At 64.6% G+C, this 13,532-nt stretch carries 15 protein-coding genes and 1 tRNA gene; 9 read left to right on the forward strand and 7 right to left on the reverse strand.

All coding sequences use genetic code 11. The annotated features are described in order from the left end of the window. Positions 1-52 precede the first annotated feature (52 nt). Positions 53-126 (forward strand) — tRNA-Pro (locus tag WB785_RS14830). Between the two features lie 36 nt (positions 127-162). On the opposite strand, the gene WB785_RS14835 is transcribed toward WB785_RS14830, so the two are convergent. Further along, on the reverse strand, positions 163-855 hold the full coding sequence (locus WB785_RS14835) for an SDR family oxidoreductase (protein WP_424080087.1): 693 nt from the start codon (positions 853-855) through the stop codon (positions 163-165). A gap of 114 nt (positions 856-969) precedes the next feature. Here WB785_RS14835 and WB785_RS14840 point away from each other — a divergent pair, with 114 nt between their 5' ends. Both WB785_RS14840 and WB785_RS14845 read left to right on the forward strand, forming a co-directional pair. Further along, positions 970-1,791 carry an SDR family NAD(P)-dependent oxidoreductase gene (locus WB785_RS14840; protein WP_424080088.1) on the forward strand — a complete coding sequence of 274 codons (822 nt, stop codon included), beginning with the start codon at positions 970-972 and terminating at the stop codon, positions 1,789-1,791. A gap of 108 nt (positions 1,792-1,899) precedes the next feature. Then, positions 1,900-2,859, forward strand: coding sequence for an iron-containing redox enzyme family protein (locus WB785_RS14845; RefSeq protein WP_424080099.1), 960 nt, complete (start codon positions 1,900-1,902; stop codon positions 2,857-2,859). On the opposite strand, the gene WB785_RS14850 is transcribed toward WB785_RS14845, so the two are convergent. From WB785_RS14850 to WB785_RS14870, 5 genes are all read right to left on the reverse strand, one after another. Then, positions 2,839-3,054 (reverse strand): CDGSH iron-sulfur domain-containing protein, encoded by a 216-nt coding sequence (locus tag WB785_RS14850; RefSeq protein WP_424080089.1) that lies wholly within the window; start codon positions 3,052-3,054, stop codon positions 2,839-2,841. The two genes, WB785_RS14845 and WB785_RS14850, sit on opposite strands and share 21 nt — an antisense overlap. Beyond that, positions 3,051-3,743, reverse strand: a complete 693-nt coding sequence (locus WB785_RS14855; RefSeq protein ID WP_424080090.1) for a HemK2/MTQ2 family protein methyltransferase — start codon at positions 3,741-3,743, stop codon at positions 3,051-3,053. Before WB785_RS14855 ends, WB785_RS14850 begins: the two co-directional genes overlap by 4 nt. A gap of 100 nt (positions 3,744-3,843) precedes the next feature. Then, the gene (locus WB785_RS14860) at positions 3,844-4,401 is read right to left on the reverse strand and encodes a type 1 glutamine amidotransferase domain-containing protein (RefSeq protein WP_424080091.1); all 558 of its coding nucleotides are present in this window, start codon (positions 4,399-4,401) and stop codon (positions 3,844-3,846) included. 11 nt (positions 4,402-4,412) lie between these two features. After that, positions 4,413-5,417 (reverse strand): LLM class F420-dependent oxidoreductase, encoded by a 1,005-nt coding sequence (locus WB785_RS14865; protein ID WP_424080092.1) that lies wholly within the window; start codon positions 5,415-5,417, stop codon positions 4,413-4,415. Positions 5,418-5,463: 46 nt separating this feature from the next. Further along, positions 5,464-5,928: a GatB/YqeY domain-containing protein gene (locus WB785_RS14870; protein WP_424080093.1), complete on the reverse strand. Its 465-nt coding sequence runs from the start codon at positions 5,926-5,928 to the stop codon at positions 5,464-5,466. Between the two features lie 124 nt (positions 5,929-6,052). Between WB785_RS14870 and WB785_RS14875 the strand changes: the two genes are divergently transcribed. The 5 genes from WB785_RS14875 to WB785_RS14895 are packed head-to-tail and all read left to right on the forward strand — an operon-like array spanning position 6,053 to position 11,408. Next, complete coding sequence (locus WB785_RS14875) at positions 6,053-7,312, forward strand: hypothetical protein (RefSeq protein WP_424080100.1); 1,260 nt, start codon at positions 6,053-6,055, stop codon at positions 7,310-7,312. 13 nt (positions 7,313-7,325) lie between these two features. Further along, a complete protein-coding gene (locus WB785_RS14880) occupies positions 7,326-7,976 on the forward strand; it encodes a DUF4129 domain-containing protein (protein ID WP_424080094.1) in 651 nt (216 codons plus the stop codon). Continuing rightward, entirely contained in the window at positions 7,958-9,106 is a 1,149-nt protein-coding gene (locus WB785_RS14885) for a DUF4350 domain-containing protein (RefSeq protein ID WP_424080095.1), read from the forward strand. Before WB785_RS14880 ends, WB785_RS14885 begins: the two co-directional genes overlap by 19 nt. After that, positions 9,103-10,086 (forward strand): AAA family ATPase, encoded by a 984-nt coding sequence (locus WB785_RS14890; RefSeq protein WP_424080096.1) that lies wholly within the window; start codon positions 9,103-9,105, stop codon positions 10,084-10,086. Before WB785_RS14885 ends, WB785_RS14890 begins: the two co-directional genes overlap by 4 nt. Then, the gene (locus WB785_RS14895) at positions 10,086-11,408 is read left to right on the forward strand and encodes a DUF58 domain-containing protein (protein WP_424080097.1); all 1,323 of its coding nucleotides are present in this window, start codon (positions 10,086-10,088) and stop codon (positions 11,406-11,408) included. The genes WB785_RS14890 and WB785_RS14895 overlap by 1 nt, the downstream gene beginning before the upstream one ends. An 85-nt stretch (positions 11,409-11,493) precedes the next feature. Here the strand turns inward: WB785_RS14895 and WB785_RS14900 are convergent, their stop codons facing one another. Next, positions 11,494-12,486, reverse strand: coding sequence for a stage II sporulation protein M (locus WB785_RS14900; protein WP_424080098.1), 993 nt, complete (start codon positions 12,484-12,486; stop codon positions 11,494-11,496). 63 nt (positions 12,487-12,549) lie between these two features. Between WB785_RS14900 and WB785_RS14905 the strand changes: the two genes are divergently transcribed. After that, on the forward strand, positions 12,550-13,371 hold the full coding sequence (locus WB785_RS14905; protein WP_424080101.1) for an RDD family protein: 822 nt from the start codon (positions 12,550-12,552) through the stop codon (positions 13,369-13,371). Positions 13,372-13,532 lie beyond the last annotated feature (161 nt).

Genomic DNA, 13,532 nt, shown 5'->3' on the forward strand with positions numbered 1-13,532 from the left:
ATCCACTTTGGCGGATCGCCGGGTGGGTGCGATACGCTGTCGTGGCTTTAAGCGGGGTGTGGCGCAGCTTGGTAGCGCGCTTCGTTCGGGACGAAGAGGCCGTGGGTTCGAATCCCGCCACCCCGACCGTGAAATCAGTGTTCTGTAGGCACGATGGCCTGGCTAGTGGATAACCAAACTATCCGTCGAAAGCGGTGTCCCGAAGTAACGCGCTTGGGGATCAACGACTACCGGTTTGGCGTCGCCTTGCCGGGCGAGCGCATCGCGAGCCATCTGCTCGAACGAGATCTTCTCCGGACCTCCGATGTTCTCGATACCGCCGAGCGGCTCGCCTTCGGCTATCCGCGCGACCTCGTCGGCGAGATCTTTGGTGGCGATGGGCTGGATGAGGGCGTCGGGCACGCGCACTTCGTCGCCGACTGTTAACGACGCCGTGATTGCATCGGTGAACTCCGCAAACTGGGTGGCGCGGACGATCGAGTAAGGAATCGTCGCTTCTTCGATGAGCTTTTCCTGGGCGGCCTTCGCACGCATGTAGCCACTCTCGGGCAGCTCATCGCAGCCAACAATTGACACCGCAACATAGTGTCCAACGGCGGCGGACTTCGCCGCAGCCAGTAAGTTAGTGGTCGACGTGGTGAAAAACTCCATCACCGGATCGTCGTCAAAAGACGGCGAATTAGACACGTCGACAACGACATTGGCACCGGTTAGCACATCGGCAAGCCCTTCCCCGGTCAGCGTGTTGACGCCCGTGCGAGGCGAAGCTGGGACCGCGTCGTGGCTGTGCTCCGTCAGCTTCTGGACCACCTGTGAACCCACCAAGCCCGAGCCGCCTATCACGACGATCTTCATGCTTCTCCCTTAAGAGATAGTTGCCATCACGCCGCCAATCGGCGCAGCGAAAGTCTAGCCCCGGTGGCAAGACTCCATATCCGTCGACGGGTTCATCAATGGCATGATCGGGCGGTGAGAATCATTGTCACGGGCGGCAACAGCGGCGTCGGCAAGGCGACCGCCGCGGCACTTTCAGCCGCCGGTCACAGCGTCCTCATGGCCTGCCGCACCCTCCCCAAAGCCGAGCAAGCCGCCGCCACCATGGCCGGCGATGTTGCGGTAGCCCATCTCGATCTCGCCGATCTGGCCAGCGTGCAAAAGTTCGCCGACTCAGTGGATGGCGTCGACGTGCTGATCAACAACGCCGGTGTGCTGGGTCTGCCGCTGACACGCACCGCCGATGGCTTCGAGGCGCACATGGGTACCAACTACCTCGGCCATTTCGCCCTGACATGCCTTCTCGCAGACAGGATTAAGGATCGGGTGATTTCGGTGGTCAGCTCGGCCTACGCGCTTAGCCGCCTGCACATCGACGACCTGAACTGGCGCACCCGCAAATACTCGAAGTGGGCGGCCTACGGGGAATCCAAGCTAGCCATCATGCTCTTCAGCCGCGAGCTGGTACGGCGCGGAGTACGGACCTACCTGACCGATCCGGGTGCGACGGATACCGACATCACCAGGGACACCACCGGTGTGCTGCCGTGGGTGCGTGAGCACACCATCCGGCGGTTTCCGGCCCACAGCGCGGCCACCGGCGCGCGATCCACGATCCAGGCGGTGACCTCCGACCTGCCAAGCGGCAGCTATCTCGCGCCCCGCTTCAGCCAGTGGGGCAAGCCCAAAGTGACCAGGCTGCGCAAGAAAGCGCGCGACGCGGTGATGGCACGTCGGTTGTGGGAATTGTCTGTTGAGCTGACCGGCTGTGACTGGCCGGACGACGACGCGGAGTAGGTATCCAGCGGGCGTTTGACGGGTGTGGATTCGCGGGTAAACCGCTGCGTGACCCAAGTACAAACCACGGTCGAACCGCGGCTGCCTGCTGCGTACGGGCCGTTGTCGATGGCCGTCCGGTGCAGTCTCACCGAATTGGCACCCCGTGATCAGCTGGCTCGCATCGGCCCCTCGATGCTCGACTCTGATCCCTATGGCTTGGACCTGCAGCTCGCCCTCTACATGTGCTACGAGCTGCACTACCGGGGTTTCGCGGGCGTCGACCCCACCTGGGAATGGAATCCCGGTCTACTGCATCTGCGCGGGCAGTTGGAGCGGGCTTTCCTGGCCGGAATCCGACGCGACGTAGGCCGTATCGAGCCAAGCCAGACCGCGGCAGCCGAAATGGATCTGCTCTCAATCGAATCCGCTGACGGGACCGGGCCGTCGTATTGGCTGCGCGACAATGGAACGTGGGATCAGATGCGCGAGTACTTCGTGCACCGATCGCTATACCACCTCAAAGAGGGCGATCCGCACGCGTGGGCTATTCCGCGTCTGATCGGCCAGGCCAAGGCATCGTTCGTCGCAGTCGAATTCGATGAATACGGTGCCGGGCGGGGCCCGCAAATCCACCAGCAGCTGTTCGCCAATTTGTTGACCGCCGCAGGCCTGGATTCGACCTACCTCGCATACCTCGACACGGTGCCCGCCGAATCGTTGGCGGTGGTGAACTTGATGTCGTTGTTCGGCTTGCACCGACAGTTTCGCGGGGCCGCCATCGGGCATTTCGCATCAACGGAGATCACCTCGTCGCCAGGGTCGCGCCGGTTGGTCGAGGCACTGCAGCGGCTGGCGGCGCCGCAGGAATGTGTCGCCTTTTACCGCGAGCATGTCGAAGCTGACGCCGTCCATGAGCAGGTGGTGCGCATCGACGTGGTGGGCGATCTCGTTGCGCGGGAACCGCAGCTGGATCACGATGTGGTGTTCGGTATCCGCGCGCACGCTGTCGTCGAGGATCGGCTAGCCGACGCCATCATGGCATCGTGGAAGGCCGGGCAGACGTCGCTACGACGACCGCTGGGCTAAGCGGGCCCGCGCCGGGCGACATCGCCGATGGCTGGTGTCGCACAACGGATAGTCCTTGCTGCGCCGGCAAGTACAGATGGCCACCATGAATCGGTCGGATTCCACGACGTCGCCGCTCGGCGTCTCGATGCGCACCGGGCCGGGGACCAACACCGGGCCGTTGGGTATCACCTGCACCCGCGTGCGATCAGTCATGGCTTGTCCGCCCGGATAACCACCAGTTCTTCAGTCCGGCAACCCGTTTTAATTCGGCCAGTGACTTCCAGCCAGCCAGCCCGCGCAGACAGCACCGGGCCGAACGGAATCAATTGGGATGCAACCACTTCAGCGTGCAGTCCGGTTGATCGCAATGATTCCAGTGACTGTTGGACGCCAGATAGTGCCGACTGCACCAGCAGCATGGAGCCGCCGGCGGCCAACATGCCGGCCGCTGATTCGCACAACGGATCCAGCACCATCCGCCCGTCGACGCCGGCATTCCAGGCCCACGCCGGGCCTGCGGTTATCGGGATCACGTCGGTGTCGCCCGCCGGCGGGGTAGGCACGTAAGGCGGATTGGACACGATGACATCGAAAGGCGCGTAATCCAGTGCTCCAGAACATGATCCCTCACGCACGTTGATCTCGACACCCGCGTGGACGGCATTGCCCCGGGAACAGTGCACTGCACGTGGGCAGATGTCGAACGCCGTGACGCTGGCGGCGCCCAATTCAGCCGCGGCGATTGCGACGACACCGCTGCCCGTACAGAGGTCCAAAACCCGTCGACCCTCAACCAGTTCAGTCTTTTCGAGCGTGTCGATCAGCAATTGCGAGTCGTGTTGCGGCGGATAGACGCCGTCGATATCCAGCGAATCGCACGGTGCGGGGTGAGCGATGGTCACTTCGGCCTTTCGAGGTCTTGATCGCCGTGCTAGTCACGGCTTGAGGTGATTCATGCCCACAAACCGCGATCTCGAAACTCCAATGAGCTAGCGAAGTCTGTTATGTGCTCGCCGGCGCATGAGCCAATTGCTCGACAATCGCCGAGCAGAACGCCGCCAGATCGGCGGGTGATCGGCTGGTCACCAGATTTCTATCGACGACGACTTCCTCGTCGACGACTCTTCCTCCGGCATTGCGTATATCGGTGCGAATGCTGGGATACGACGTGAGCTTTCGGCCCGCGACCACGCCGGCCTCTACCAGCGTCCACGGTCCGTGACAGATCGCTGCAACCGGCTTACCCGAGTTGACGAACTCACGCACAAACGACACAGCCGAATCGTCCAAGCGCAGCTTGTCCGGATTCACCGTTCCACCGGGCAGGACCAATGCGTCGAACTCGTCCACCGACGCATCGGAAACCGCGCGATCGACATCGAACGTGCCCGCCGGCTCCAGATCGTGGTTACGTGCTTGGATCTCACCGGTTTTCAGAGAAAGCAATTGAACCTGCGCATCCTCTTGGCCGAGAGTCGCACGGGGCTGCTCAAGTTCGACCTTCTCTACGCCGTCCGCGGCCAGAATGGCTACTTTCCTGCCTTGCAACGAGTTTGGCATTCCGATTCTCCTTACGATTCGCTATTCCCATCACTTGCCGCCGCCCGTAGTGCACCCAGCAGCGGCTCGGCGGCTTCTTTGAAGAAGAGGTCTTGGCTGTCGCCGCCGATTTGCAGCAGCGCGATGTCGGTGAAACCGGCTTCCCAGAACGGGCGGACCGCGTCGACAATCGCATCGAGGTCCGGGCCACAAGGAATGCTGTCTGCGACGTCCTCGGGACGGACGAACTGCGTCGCCCCGGCAAAACCTGCCGTCGTCGGCAGGTCGGCGTTCACATTCCAACCACCACCGAACCAACGGAATTGGTCGTGGGCGCGCTCGATCGCCGCGTCGCGATCGGGGTCCCAGCAGATTGGTATCTGCCCAATCACCCGACCACCACCGGCGATACCCGTGCCCTGGCGCACCGAGTGCCAGGTGCGCACGAGGTCACCATTGGGTTCGACGGCGATCAGGTGGTCTGCGAGGGTGGCGAATTTGTCGATGGACTTCTTCCCGCTCATCGCAACGCCGATACCGACCGGAACATCCGGCACATCCCACAGCCGCGCAGAATCGACTTGGTAGTAGTTGCCCCGCCAATCGACCAGGTCGCCGCTGAACAACGCGCGGATGATCTCGATGGCCTCCCGCAGCATCTCTTGCCGTTGGACGATGGCGGGCCAGCCCTTACCGATGACGTGCTCGTTGAGGTTTTCGCCGCTGCCCAGGCCCAGCGTGAATCGGCCGTCGGCGAGCAGCTGCACGGTTGCCGCCTGTTGCGCGACGATCACGGGGTGATAGCGCATGGTCGGGCAAGTCACGTAGGTGTACAGATCGACTCGCTCGGTAACTTGGGCTACCGCGCCCAGTACCGCCCAGGCGTTGGGCGCGTGTCCTTGCGATGCCAGCCACGGTGAGAAGTGGTCACTGCTGACCTCGAAATCGAAACCTCGATGTTCAGCCGAAATCGCATAGCGGACAAGGTCTTTGGGTCCGTTCTGCTCGGTCATCAGGGTGTAGCCAAACCGTGTCATACGGCATTGGATACCCCCACACGGCCGAGGCAAACGACCGTCGCTGCTAGAGCCTGTCCTTAACCGCCGCAGACAGACGCGACCCGTCGGCCTTGCCGGCCGCCAGCGCAGTCGCAGCCTTCATCACCAGCCCCATCTGTTTCATGCCTGGCCGCTCGCCCAATTGCTCGGCCACCTGCGCAATAGCCGTGTCGACCACGTCGGCGACCTCGGCTTCCGTGAGCGGGGTCGGCAGATACTCGTCGATGACCCGGGCTTCGGCGTGCTCGTTGGCCGCCAGTTCGCCGCGGCCGTTTTGGGTGTAGATCTCCGCTGCTTCGCTGCGCTTCCTGGCCTCCTTGGCCAGCACCTTGAGCACCTCGTCGTCGGAGAGTTCGCGCGCCGCCTTGCCCGAGACCTCCTCGGTCTGAACCGCGGCCAGCAGCATGCGCAGCGTCGCGGTACGCAGCTTGTCCTGCGACTTCATCGCGTCGGTCAGATCTGCCCGCAGTCTCGATTTGAGTTCCGCCATTGCTGAGACGCTACGCGCCAGCTATCAACGGAGCGCGATACGTGCGCATAACACGACGTTGAGAAATGATCCGGTGCTCGACAGTATGGAGCCATGCGCGCCGACGACGATGCAGAGCGCAGCGATGCTGAGGAGCGGCGCAAATGACGAACGACGACGACGGCGGTTCCACCTGGTGAGCGCGTCGCCGCCCGATTACCCGGACTACCCGGACTACCCCCCACTCGGCTACGGTCCCCCCGCCTACCCGCCAGCGGGCTACCCGGGCTATCCGGGGTATCCGCCGCCTGCCTACGGCCCGCCCGCCTACTACCCACCGCCCAGTTACCCCTCCTACCCGCCTTCGGCCTATCCGCCTGCGCCTGGCTACGGTGTGCCGTCCGGCTACGGCATCCCATCTCCGAACCGTTTGGGAACGAATGCGCCCGGGATAATCCCGTTGCGACCGTTGAGCATCAGCGACATTTTCAATGGCGCCGCCGCCTACATCCGGACCAACGCAAAGGCCACGTTGGGGCTGACTGCGATCGTGGTGGTGAGCACGCAAATCATCACGTTGACCGCCACCGTCGGTCCCCTGGCCGCTGCCAGCCGATTGCGGACAGCCCCGTCCGACGACCTGACCGGGGGTGATGTCGCGGCCTGGATGCTGTCATCTGCGCTAGCCGGCCTGGTCGGCTGGCTGGCGGGTGTTCTGCTCAGCGGCATGCTCACGGTCGTCGTGGGCCGGGCAGTGTTCGGCTCAACAATCGGCCCCGGCGAAACATGGGTCAAGATTCGCGGGCGGCTGCCTGCCTTGTTGGGCCTGGTGGCCTTGGAGTTGGTTGGGCTGATATTGCTGGCCGGCGTGGCGGGACTGATCATCGGGGCGGTCGCCGCCGCCAGCAACGCCGCCGCGGCCGTTGTGATCGGTTTGCCGCTAGGGCTGGCGTCGATAGCGACGGTGGTCTACTTCTACACGGTGCTGTCGTTCGCACCGGTGCTGATAGTGCTGGAGCGGCTGCCGGTGATCGATGCGATCACCCGGTCATTTGCGTTGGTCCGCAACAGCTTTTGGCGTGTGCTCGGCATCCAGATGCTGACCGGGCTGGTGGTGGTTTTGGTCGGCAACGCGGTCGCGGCGCCGTTCAATTTCGTCGGTGCGCTGCTGATCGGATCCAGTGGCATGTCGCTGGTCGGTGCGACAGTGGGGGCCGTCGGTTCGGCGATCGGCCGAATCATCACTGCGCCATTCAGTGCGGGCGTCGTTGCCTTGCTCTACACCGACCGCCGGATCCGGGCCGAGGCATTCGATCTGGTCCTGCAGACCGGCGCCGCCGGCGGCCCCGCGCACACCCGGCCCGCGGCTTCCACCGACTATCTCTGGCTGACCCGGCCGGCGTAGGGACGAGCCGAAATTGCCCGCCATCGACATCGACCGCGATCCCGCGCACCAGGCCGCCCAGCGCGAACTCGACAAACCGACCTACCCGAAGGGGTCGCTGAGCCAGCGGTTGGATGAATGGATTCACCAGCTGCTTTTCCGGCTTATCGAAAAGGGCTCTACCGTACCGGGCGGATGGTTCACCGTCAGCGTGCTGGTTACCTTGCTGATTGTCGCGGTAGTGATCGCCGTCCGCGTCGCGCGGCGCACCATGCGCACGCATGGTGGTGACTATCAGCTGTTCGATACCGGCCAGCTCAGCGCCGACCAGCATCGTGCTGCCGCGGAACGCTTTGCTGCCGAAGGCAATTGGTCGGCAGCGATTCGACATCGACTGCGGGCGGTGGCCCGTGGTCTCGAGGAGAGCGGGATACTGGAACCGGCGCCCGGCCGTACCGCCAACGAGCTGGCCCGTGACGCTGGCGCTCGCATGCCTCATCTTTCATCCGAATTGTCGCAAGCGGCAACCGCATTCAACGATGTCACCTACGGTGAAATGCCAGGGACACAAGTGGCCTACCAGTTGATCGTCGACCTTGATGACCACCTGCGATTCCGGTCTCAGGCAGGCCGACCCCAGTTCGGTGAGTCCGCCCCAGTCGATGCATGGGCACCGGTTCGATGACGGTTGCAGGAACGACAATCCCAGCGCGCCAACGGTGGTCATGGCGGTGGGTGTTGCTCGTGCTCGCGGCCGTCTGCGCGGTCGCAGCGATCGGCACCTACCTGACCGCGCCGCGTCCCGGCGGAGTGATGGACCCGGCCTCGACCGGACCCGACGGCGCGCACGCGTTGGTCACGCTGCTGCGGGACCGCGGTGTGACCGTCGTGGTCGCCACCAGCATCGCCGAAGCCGAAAACGCGGCACAACCGGGAACGTTACTGTTGTTCGCCCAGACCCAGCGCGTCACCAGCGACACAGTGCTACATCGGCTGGCCACCGCGCCAGGCGATCTGCTGCTGGTCGAGCCGACCTCCCGTGCCCGCGGTGCTCTTGCCCCCGGTATCCGCAGCAAGGGCGCCAGTATGCAGGACACTCAGCCGAATTGCGCGCTGCGTGAAGCCAACCGGGCGGGCTCGGTAGATTTCGGACCGTCCAACACCTTTCATGCTGCCGGTCACCGTGCGGTTACCAGCTGCTATGGCGGAGCCCTGGTCCGCTACCGTGACGGCGATCGCACGGTGACAGTGGTCGGCAGTACCGACTTCATGACCAACGGAGGTCTGCTGAAGGCCGGCAATGCGGCGCTGGCAATGAATCTCGCCGGCCAGCATCCGCGCGTGGTGTGGTATGCCCCGCAGCGGGTCGAAGGCGAAACTTCGGGTTCAACAACGATCTTCGGGCTGATCCCGGATAACGTCATCTGGATGGTTCTGCAACTCTGGCTAGCAGTGCTGCTGATTGCGTGTTGGAAGGGTCGTCGAATCGGTCCACTGGTCGCCGAGGAGCTACCCGTGGTTGTGCGCGCGTCGGAGACGGTCGAGGGCCGCGGTCGGCTATACCGGTCGCGACGAGCGCGCGACCGCGCAGCGCAAGCATTACGGGCCGCCACCCTGCAGCGCCTGCACCCCCGACTCGGCTTGAGCACCGACACGTCGGCGCCCGCGGTGGCAACCGCGGTTGCGCAACGCAGCGGATTTCACGCGGAGTCGGCGCGGCACATTCTGTTTGGTCCATCACCAGTTTCCGATGCTGACTTGGTACAGCTTGCCCGTGCACTCGACGACATCGAAAGGCAGGTCGCACAACGATGACCCAATCGCGCCCAACCTCCGCCCAGCCGCCGGTGGCGGAATCGGCGCGCCAAGCCTTACTGGCATTGCGCGGCGAGATCGGCAAAGCCGTCGTCGGGCAGGACGCCGTGATCACCGGTTTGGTGATCGCGCTGCTGTGCCGCGGCCACGTACTGCTCGAAGGTGTGCCAGGGGTGGCGAAGACGCTACTGGTTCGCTCGCTGGCCGCGGCACTTCAACTGGAATTCAAGCGTATCCAGTTCACACCGGACTTGATGCCTGGCGATGTCACCGGATCGCTGGTCTACGACACTCGCACCGCCGCATTCGTGTTCCGAAGCGGCCCGGTTTTCACCAATCTCATGCTGGCCGACGAAATTAACCGCACGCCGCCGAAGACGCAGGCGGCGTTGCTGGAGGCGATGGAAGAGCGTCAGGTCAGCGTGGACGGCGAACCGAGGGCGCTGCCCGACCCGTTTATCGTTGCCGCGACGCAAAATCCGATCGAATATGAAGGCACCTATCAGTTGCCGGAGGCGCAGCTGGACCGGTTCCTGCTCAAACTGACTGTGCCACTGCCACCGCGCGGTGCCGAGATCGCCATTCTCGGCCGCCACGCGCACGGCTTTGATCCGCGTGACTTGTCGGCGATCCGTCCGGTTGCCGGGCAGACCGAGTTGGCAGCGGGCCGCGAGGCGGTAAGTCAGGTGCTTGTCGCCGAGGAGGTGCTGGGCTACATCGTCGACATCGTCGGCGCCACCCGGCACTCACCGGCGCTGCAGCTCGGTGTGTCACCGCGCGGCGCAACCGCATTGCTGGCCACTGCGCGGTCGTGGGCGTGGCTCTCCGGGCGCAACTACGTCACCCCCGACGACGTGAAGTCGATGGCCCGGCCGACGCTGCGGCACCGGGTGATGCTTCGGCCGGAGGCGGAACTGGAGGGCGCCACCCCCGATGGCGTACTCGACGGGATTTTGGCCTCGGTGCCGGTGCCACGCTAGTGATCCTGACCGGGCGCACCGGGCTGATCGCAGTCATCTGCGGTCTACCCATTGTGCTATCACCCTGGCCGGCAACATCTTTTGTGATACTGCTGGCGGCGTTGGCCGTCGCGGTGATCGCTGACATCAGTATGGCGGCAAGCCCATCGAAGTTGCAGTACACCCGCATTCCGAACGGCTCGGTGCGGCTCGGCGAGGCGGTGAATGCCGCTGTGCTCATTCACAATGCCGGACGGCGACGGTTTCGCGGGCAGATTCGCGATGCCTGGCCTCCCAGTGCGCGGGCTGAACCACCTGTTCACTCCGTCGACATCGCCGCCGGCCGGGTGCAGCGGGTGGACACCTGTTTGCGCCCGGTCCGCCGCGGTGATCAGCGGTCGGCGGTGGTCACCGCGCGGTCTATCGGTCCGCTGGGGATCGCGGGCCGTCAGCGGTCACATCCGGTGGTGGGCCAGGTCCGGGTGCTTCCGATGTTCTTGTCGCGCAAGCATCTACCCGCGCGCCTGGCCAAACTTCGGGAGATCGACGGCCTGCTGCCAACGCTGACGCGAGGGCAGGGCACCGAGTTCGACTCGCTGCGAGAGTACGTCGTCGGTGACGACGTCCGCTCAATCGACTGGCGCGCCACTGCTCGTCGAGCCGACGTCGTGGTGCGGACCTGGCGACCCGAGCGCGACCGGCGGGTCGTCATCGTGCTCGATACCGGTCGCACGGCCGCCGGCCGGGTCGGTGTCGACCCAACGGCGATCGATCCCAGTGGTTGGCCCCGGCTGGATTGGTCGATGGACGCCGCTCTGCTGCTGGCGGCTCTCGCCTCCCGAGCGGGTGATCACGTGGACTTCCTGGCGCACGACCGGATGACCCGGGCCGGCGTATTCGGAGCGTCGCGAACCGAACTGCTGGCCCGGCTGGTCCAGGCGATGGCTCCGCTTCAACCAGCGCTGATTGAATCCGATGCTACTGCAATGGTTTCCACGATCCTGCGCCGAACCAGGCGGCGCGCGCTGGTGGTGCTGCTGACCGACCTCAACGCCAGCAGTCTCGACGAGGGTCTGCTGCCGGTACTGCCCCAGCTCTCGGCCAAGCACCGGGTGATCCTTGCCGCTGTCGCCGACCCGCGCGTCGACCAGCTTGCCGCCGGGCGCGCTGATGCGGCCGCGGTCTATGACGCCGCGGCCGCCGAACATTCCCGAAACGATCGGCACGCAATCGCCTCGCGGCTTCGACACAGCGGAGTGCAGGTCATCGACGCAGCGCCCGCCGAACTCGCGCCCGCGCTGGCCGACCGCTACCTGGCGATGAAAGCAACCGGGCGGCTCTAATCGTTTCGCCGAGTGCGGGCTTGATGCACGCGTTTCGCAGATGTGCGTGACACAACCCCACATTCGGCGGGGGTCAGCGGCTGGGTCAGCGGGTAGGAACCACATCCGGCGCGTCGGCGATGTCGCCGGTGTCGCCAGCCCGAGCCGCGCGTCGGCCGAAGTACACGATGTAGGTCAAAAACCCTGCCTCGGCCAGGATTCCGATGCCAATCCGCAAGGCTGTGGGCAACGGCGACGGGGTCACCAACGACTCGATGGCACCCGAGATAAGCAGCACCACCACCAAGCCGACTGCGACCGCGACGACGGCACGACCCTGCTCGGCAAGCACCTGGCCGCGCGGGCGGTCACCCGGTGATATCACTGACCACCCCAGCCGCATTCCAGCGGCACCCGCCAGGAACACCGCCGTGAGCTCCAGCAGGCCATGCGGGATCAGCAACCCCAGCATGATGTCGCCCTTGCCGGCCTGCAGCATCAGCCCGGCCACGACTCCGAGGTTGGCAGCGTTGGTGAACAACACAAATGGAATCGGCACACCCAGCACGACCGAGAATGCGATGCACTTCGCCGCAACCCAGGAATTATTGAGCCAGACTTGCAGCCCGAACGCGATAGCGGAGTGCTCACTGTAGTACGAGGCAAAGTCATGGTTGACCAATTCGTCTATCTCGCTTGGTGTTCCGATCGTAGCTTGGACTTCGGGGCTGCCGATCACCCACACCGCGATGGCCGCGGCGACGGCGAAGAACAGCACAGCCGTCGCCAGCCACCACCGCCAGGCGCGGTAAGCCACCACCGGAAAGGACACCGTCCAGAACCGAATGAATTCACTGGACAACGGAGCGTGGGCGCCGGTAACCGCGGCTCGAGCACGCGCCACCAGACTCGAAAGACTGCCGACCACGGCGGAATCTGAGGACACCGATCGCAGCATCGACAAGTGCGTCGACACCCGCTGGTAGAGCTCGACGAGTTCGTCAATCTCGGCACCGGTCAAGCGCCGGCGACTTTTCACCAAATGTTCGAGCCGGTCCCAGGTGTCGCGGTGAGCGAGCACGAACGCGTCGACATCCACCACTCGCAGCCTAGCGTTATCGGCAAACTCACCGCAGCCGAGAAGCCAGGTACCGTTTGCGGTATGCCGCAGGTGGTGACCGGGGACGCCGTGGTGCTCGACGTGCCGATCGCTCAACTGCCGGTGCGGGCGGTCGGAGCGCTGATCGATATCGTCGTCGTCGTCATCGGCTATCTGGTGGCGCTGATGTTGTGGGCCGTCACATTGACTCAATTCGACGATGCGGTCACGGGAGCGATCATCATCATCTTCACCGTGCTGGTGTTTGTCGGGTATCCCGTCATTTTCGAAACCGCAACACGTGGTCGGTCGGTAGGCAAGCTGGTGATGGGTCTGCGCGTGGTGTCGGAGGACGGCGGCCCGGAGCGCTTCCGCCAGGCGCTGTTTCGCGGACTGGCCTCGGTCGTCGAGATCTGGATGTTGTTAGGCAGCCCGGCGGTGATCTGCAGCATGCTCTCGCCGAAAGCCAAACGGATTGGCGACGTCTTCGCGGGCACGGTGGTGATCAGCGAACGCGGACCGAAGTTGGGCCCATTGCCTTTGATGCCACCGCCGCTGGCCTGGTGGGCTGCGTCGCTCCAGCTATCCGGGCTGAGCCCCGAGCAGGCCGAGATCGCACGCCAATTCCTCGCCCGCGCACCGCAACTCGATCCGCGGCTACGCGACCAGATGGCTTACCGGATCGCCGGTGACGTGCTGAGCCGGGTCGCGCCTGCACCGCCGCCCGGAACTCCGCCGCAACTCGCCTTGGCCGCCGTGCTGGCCGAACGACACCGTCGGGAGCTAGCACGGTTGCGGCCCACCGCGGCATCTCGATGGCCGCCGCCGCCACAGCCGTGGCCGTCCGGGCCGCCGTCACCCGGCGGCTTTTTGCCGCCGCGCTAGATATTGCGGCCGGCTATTGCGCGACGGTGACGGCAAGGATGGTGATGTCGGCGGCCAGCAGTGCCAATGCCAACAGCGGCACCACGATGCCCCACCGGCGCTGCGCCGTGAAAAACGAAACGATGATCGTCACCACGGCCACTACCGGCGCGCCATAGAAC

Origin of the sequence: Mycobacterium sp. (genome assembly GCF_049585075.1) — a bacterium.
Classification (GTDB): Bacteria; Actinomycetota; Actinomycetes; order Mycobacteriales; family Mycobacteriaceae; genus Mycobacterium.

Excerpts from the sequence above, each read along its gene's own strand:
- WB785_RS14905 (WP_424080101.1), top strand. The coding sequence starts at position 12,550 with ATGCCGCAGGTGGTGACCGGGGACGCCGTGGTGCTCGACGTGCCGATC.
- WB785_RS14835 (WP_424080087.1), bottom strand. The coding sequence starts at position 855 with ATGAAGATCGTCGTGATAGGCGGCTCGGGCTTGGTGGGTTCACAGGTG.
- WB785_RS14885 (WP_424080095.1), top strand. The coding sequence starts at position 7,958 with ATGGGCACCGGTTCGATGACGGTTGCAGGAACGACAATCCCAGCGCGC.
- WB785_RS14860 (WP_424080091.1), bottom strand. The coding sequence starts at position 4,401 with ATGCCAAACTCGTTGCAAGGCAGGAAAGTAGCCATTCTGGCCGCGGAC.
- WB785_RS14845 (WP_424080099.1), top strand. The coding sequence starts at position 1,900 with ATGGCCGTCCGGTGCAGTCTCACCGAATTGGCACCCCGTGATCAGCTG.
- WB785_RS14850 (WP_424080089.1), bottom strand. The coding sequence starts at position 3,054 with ATGACTGATCGCACGCGGGTGCAGGTGATACCCAACGGCCCGGTGTTG.
- WB785_RS14875 (WP_424080100.1), top strand. The coding sequence starts at position 6,053 with ATGCTGAGGAGCGGCGCAAATGACGAACGACGACGACGGCGGTTCCAC.
- WB785_RS14890 (WP_424080096.1), top strand. The coding sequence starts at position 9,103 with ATGACCCAATCGCGCCCAACCTCCGCCCAGCCGCCGGTGGCGGAATCG.
- WB785_RS14870 (WP_424080093.1), bottom strand. The coding sequence starts at position 5,928 with ATGGCGGAACTCAAATCGAGACTGCGGGCAGATCTGACCGACGCGATG.
- WB785_RS14865 (WP_424080092.1), bottom strand. The coding sequence starts at position 5,417 with ATGACACGGTTTGGCTACACCCTGATGACCGAGCAGAACGGACCCAAA.